Here is a 4768-nt window from a genome sequence, read left to right on the forward strand (position 1 = left end):
TGGACATCATGCTGATCACCTACGGAACCGGGGCACGGATAAAGGCGCTACGCGGCGACATCGACGCCGCCGCACGACGCCTCGACGAGGGAGCCGGAATTTCCGCGACGCTTTCACTCCCGCGCCTGGCAGCGCGGATCGAGAACGAACGAATCGGCATCAGATTGCCGACGTCGGCGGCGTTGGTGTTCACGTCGGTGGCCACGATCACCTGGTGGGCCTCGTCCACCACGGCCTGCGCGTTGTAACACTGCGCGAAGGCCCCGTCGCCGGTCAGCATGATCTTCGACTCGGGGTCGGTGAAACCCGCGTTGCGCCTTCGGTTTCGGTGTCGCCTTACCGGCCGCGGCGGCGCCCGCACCGGCGGCGGTGTCATCGTCGTCGCCGCGGTCGCGGGCCTTGCTCTCGGCCCGCTCCCGCGCCGCCTGCCGTGCCTCTTCCTCGAGGGCGGCCTTCGCCTCCCGGATCGTCGCCAGCCGGGTTTCGCGGCGGCGCAGCTCCTCGGGCAGCTCGTCGCCACGCCGATTCTTGCCGTACTCGGCGTCTTCGGCCTTGCCGACCCGGTCGGCCTCGGCCAGCAGCGCCGAGACCTCGTCGGCGAGGACCTTCTCCTTCTCCGACATGCGGGCGTAGCTCATCGCCTTGCGTGTGGAGGCGTTCGCCCGCACCTTCGTCCCGTCCAACGCGACCCGACCCAGCCGGACCATTCCCGCGGCCTGACACAACGCCAAGGCCTGGACGAACAGGTTCCCGAGCGCGGACAGGTGCCGTTTGCGGAACCGGGCGATCGCCCGATAGTCGGGGGCCGCCCCCGCGGCGAGCCACCGGAAGGGCACGTCATCGGTGCATTTGCGTTCGATAGCGCGGGACGAGCGGACGCCGGTGGTGTAGCCGTAGAGCAGGATGCGCACCATCAGTCGCGGATCGTAGGGTGGGGCGCCGCGGCTCTCGGTGTAGGCGGCGCGGATCCGGGACAGGTCCAGGTGCTCGTCGACCAGTTCCGCGACGAACCGTGCCAGATGCTCGGCGGGCAGCCAGTCGTCGAGCGACGGCGGGGGCAACAACCCCTGGTCCGGGTCGAACGCCCGGAACGTCTTGTCCACCGGCGGCTTCGGAACCGCGGAATCAGGTTCGACCGGCTGCGCAGGGTCTACCTCGAACAACCCACCATCATCGAGATCATCAGGCACGCCTCATCATCTCGCACACTCGACCATCACCCGAACACCCAGCTCGGCGTGTTACCGCCCCACGCTCCTAGGGTGAGATGAATTGCGGCGTCTAATCGACGGTATGACATCGGCTGGGTTCGCGTATCAGTTGCCTGCGGGGAACTTCACCATTTCTGCTGTTCTCGCGTGGGCACCATCAGGACGGTCGACGACATCCAGAGCGGCGCAGGAGTACTTCCCGTTCGCATATTCGCGGGGTGTGACCGCGTATCGGCGCTTGAACTCTGCAATGAAGTGGGAGGCGCTCGAATAGCCCACGGCGCGTCCCACTTCGCTCACCTTGTTGCCGGATCCGGTGATGAGCATGCGTCGCGCAGCGTCCAGCCGCTCGGATTTGAGGAACTGGTAGGGACTGACTCCGATCGTCGCACGGAAGGTATGTGCAAACGCCGACTCACTCAACCGGACCTCACGCGCGATGTCACTCACGGTGATTGATTCAGTGAGGTGAGACCTGATGTACTCGATCGCCGCCCGCGTAGGATCGGCGTCGGAATCGTGTGAGGCAACCTCCAGCGGATCCTGGCAGCAGACGATCTGCATAAGGCGATACACGATCTCCTGCAAATAGATCGGCGCGAGCACTCGCTCGTCCAAATCGCCATCGAGAGCTCGAAGGAACCGCAAAACAGAGTGGAGTAGTCGTGCATCCACACTGAAGGTACCGCTGCACTGATTGCCACTGGTACGGCCACGCCGGGCCACCGGCACCGCCGCAGCATCGCTGACCAAGACATTTATCGACATGCGGCGAATGATCGCCGCGTCGATCTGCAGAAACATCGCGAGGAAGGGATTGTCGGTGGAGGCCGCGACTACGTCGACCGCAGGGCACAGACGGTCCGTGAAGACAACTCCCTCGCGGGGGCCACAACCGTGAGCGATGCGACCAATGTCCACGGACAGCCGTCCCTGGGCGACGAGACCGAAGGTGACACCATGGGCCGGCCCCCACGAATACGGTCCCGGCGCATCGAACCGGCAGACGGTCAGCCCCGGCCGCACCTCCCGAGCCCCGACCCCACCTGCCCAGCAATTCAGTTCGACGAGGAGATCCTCCATTGGCATCGTCTGGGTCACACTGTCCACGTCTGCGCCTTTCGTCCGAAGCGGTAGAGATTCGGCGCGGTCACATCCGATCCGAGAAGCGGCGTGCGGCGAGCTGCATCGACTCCCCCACCGTTGCGAACGGTGGGGCATACGGGAGACCCATCGCGGCAAGGTCATCGATGCTCATCATCGTCACGCCACCGCTGCCGGTGTCCGTAGGCGTCGTCAGGTTATCGACGTGCTCACCGGTGTGCATGGCGTCGGAAAGGCGGGCGGCCATCCGGACCGGATTGCGGTACGCCGGATGCGTGGTGACATTCTTCACGCGTTTCCCGCGCGGCCAGGCCCGCGGTCGTCGCGCAGCGACTCGATATACTCGTCCATCTCGCCCCGGCTGTCACGTCCTTCCTCGGTCATCGGGCGCGACGCGAAGTTGGCGGTGCCGTTGGCTACGCAGTCTGCGGCGGTATTGACCTTCGTGCGGTCGACGGCGCTCTCGGGGGCGGCTTCGGTGGTGGTCATGATGTTCCCTTCTGTCAGGACTACGAGGCAGCCTGGACGAGTTGCAGATGAAGCGGAGGAACGGTGCGGCGGCGTCGAACCATCCGCTGCGGGGGTCGTCGAGGCCGCCGTTCCACGCCGTGGTGCCCGAGACGACACCGAAATCGTGGAAGGTGATGCGGTAGAAGAGCAGTGTCCTTGGTCGTGTCGACGGGACCCATCGATGATCATCGCCGGTGAAGATGACGTGGTCACCGCCGCGATAGGAAGCCCAGGGCGAACATGTCAGCGTCGCCGCATTGCCGGACAGTGCAGAAGCGATCGGGCGCCCGTGTCGATCGAGTCCGACCATCACCAAAAGCGCGCGATATCTGGCCGGCCTCGACGCGAAAGACCCAGTGGAACAACCTGAGAGGAGAGGCCGGATGATCAACCATGACCACACGTCGTCCTATGCCGCACACCGAGACTCGCAGCGACCCGATCAGTGAATCGGTGTATTCGGGCTTAGCCACTCACCCTGCGGCACAGTACAGGCTCGGGTCTTGCGCCGCCCTATGAGGTTGGTCGGCGTGACGTGCCGAGAACTCTGCCCTCCTCTTCTCCGGGGGATGTGTTGGCCGCAGTCCTGCGGCCTGATGCCGTCAAGAATCACGGACCGCTATCCTGCGTTTTGTACGCGTCGGCGCCGCCGTTGCCGTCAGGCCCAGCTACGGTGTGATCAACGCTTTGAGGAATCCTTCTTCGCGCGTAGTGAACTGTTCAGCTGTAGAAGGCAATTCGTACAGACTTACGCGATGCGTGAGCACCGCGGTCGGATCGATCACACTGTTTTCGATAAGCTGCATCGCATGCCATTGGGCGGTGCGGGCGTTGGCGAATCCGTTGAGCACCAACCTTAGGTTCTTGAAATGCATGTCGAAGAGTGACACCGGGTGATCGCGCTCGAGGTAGACGCCACCGCCGCTGATCGTTCCGCCGGGCCGGGCGAGAGCCACCGAGAGGTCGAAAGCGCCACCGCGGCCAGCAAATTCAACTACTTTGTGCACTCCGAGCCCCTGTGTGGCATCGAGGACCGCCTGGATTGACGTGTCTACAGCGTCCGCGCTGGCATCCATCGGCACCGCACCGAGTAATTCGGCCCGTTTGCGGCGGAAGGGCACGGGATCGAACGCGTACACCGTTGCGTTGGTGTGACGGCGGATCAGGTCGAGTGCCAACAGGCCCGTGGCCCCGCAACCGACGACCGCGACGGTATCGGTCAGTTCGATCTCTGCCGCGTGTACCGCTATTGCGGCTGCCGGCAGGTTGCATGAGAGGAACGGAACGACGTCATCGGGGAGCGAGTCGGGAACGTGCTCGAGGTGGTCGTCTGCCAACGGTGCGCGTACATACTCTGCGTGGCTTCCCCCCAGGTCTCCGAATGCTGTGCCGAAGCCGTAGATCGCCTTGCCTGAGGTCAGGCAATGTGCGGTCTGGCCTACCCTGCAGGACTCGCAGCGACCGCAGCTGACCGAGTAGGGAAATGTCACCCGGTCCCCGACGGCGAAGCGGTTGACGGCTGATCCGACTTCGACCACTTCGCCGCAGATCTCGTGCCCTAAAGTTGTGTGACCGGGCGCAACAAGTTCCTCGACCTCGCCGTTGTAGAGGTACAGATCGGATCCGCACATGGATGTGGTGATCATCTTGATGATGACGTCCCCGGGCTGTTCGATGCGTGGATCGGCCAGCTCCTCGATCCTGACGTCCTTGGGTCCGTGGTAAACGGCTGCTCGCATGTCTGCCTCCCTTCTCGGGTAATGAGTCGGCTTACCCGAAACGGTCGTAGTGGATGGTGTCGATTGATTGGCCGCCCGCACTCAGCAGCTTCAGAACTGCGTCTACCATGGGCGGCGGTCCGGCTAGGTAAATCCGCGCACCGGCGAGGCTGTCAGCATGTGTGGCGAGCGCGTCGGTGACGTAGCCGCTGGACGTTGAGACGT

Annotated in this window: 2 protein-coding genes and 2 pseudogenes; all 4 read right to left on the reverse strand. The window is 64.1% G+C overall.

The window, feature by feature from the left end; all coding sequences use genetic code 11:
• Positions 1–163: 163 nt before the first annotated feature.
• A pseudogene (locus HGB39_RS37700) lies at positions 164–1103 on the reverse strand (transposase); the annotation flags it as partial.
• 213 nt (positions 1104–1316) lie between these two features.
• Positions 1317–2321 carry an AraC family transcriptional regulator gene (locus HGB39_RS37705; RefSeq protein ID WP_248949620.1) on the reverse strand — a complete coding sequence of 335 codons (1005 nt, stop codon included), beginning with the start codon at positions 2319–2321 and terminating at the stop codon, positions 1317–1319.
• A gap of 148 nt (positions 2322–2469) precedes the next feature.
• Positions 2470–2804: pseudogene (locus tag HGB39_RS37710) on the reverse strand (4-hydroxyphenylacetate 3-hydroxylase N-terminal domain-containing protein); the annotation flags it as partial.
• Between the two features lie 689 nt (positions 2805–3493).
• A complete protein-coding gene (locus HGB39_RS37720; RefSeq protein ID WP_064079908.1) occupies positions 3494–4564 on the reverse strand; it encodes an alcohol dehydrogenase catalytic domain-containing protein in 1071 nt (356 codons plus the stop codon).
• Positions 4565–4768 lie beyond the last annotated feature (204 nt).

It is taken from the genome of Rhodococcus opacus (assembly GCF_012396235.1).
Classification (GTDB): domain Bacteria; phylum Actinomycetota; class Actinomycetes; order Mycobacteriales; family Mycobacteriaceae; genus Rhodococcus_F; species Rhodococcus_F opacus.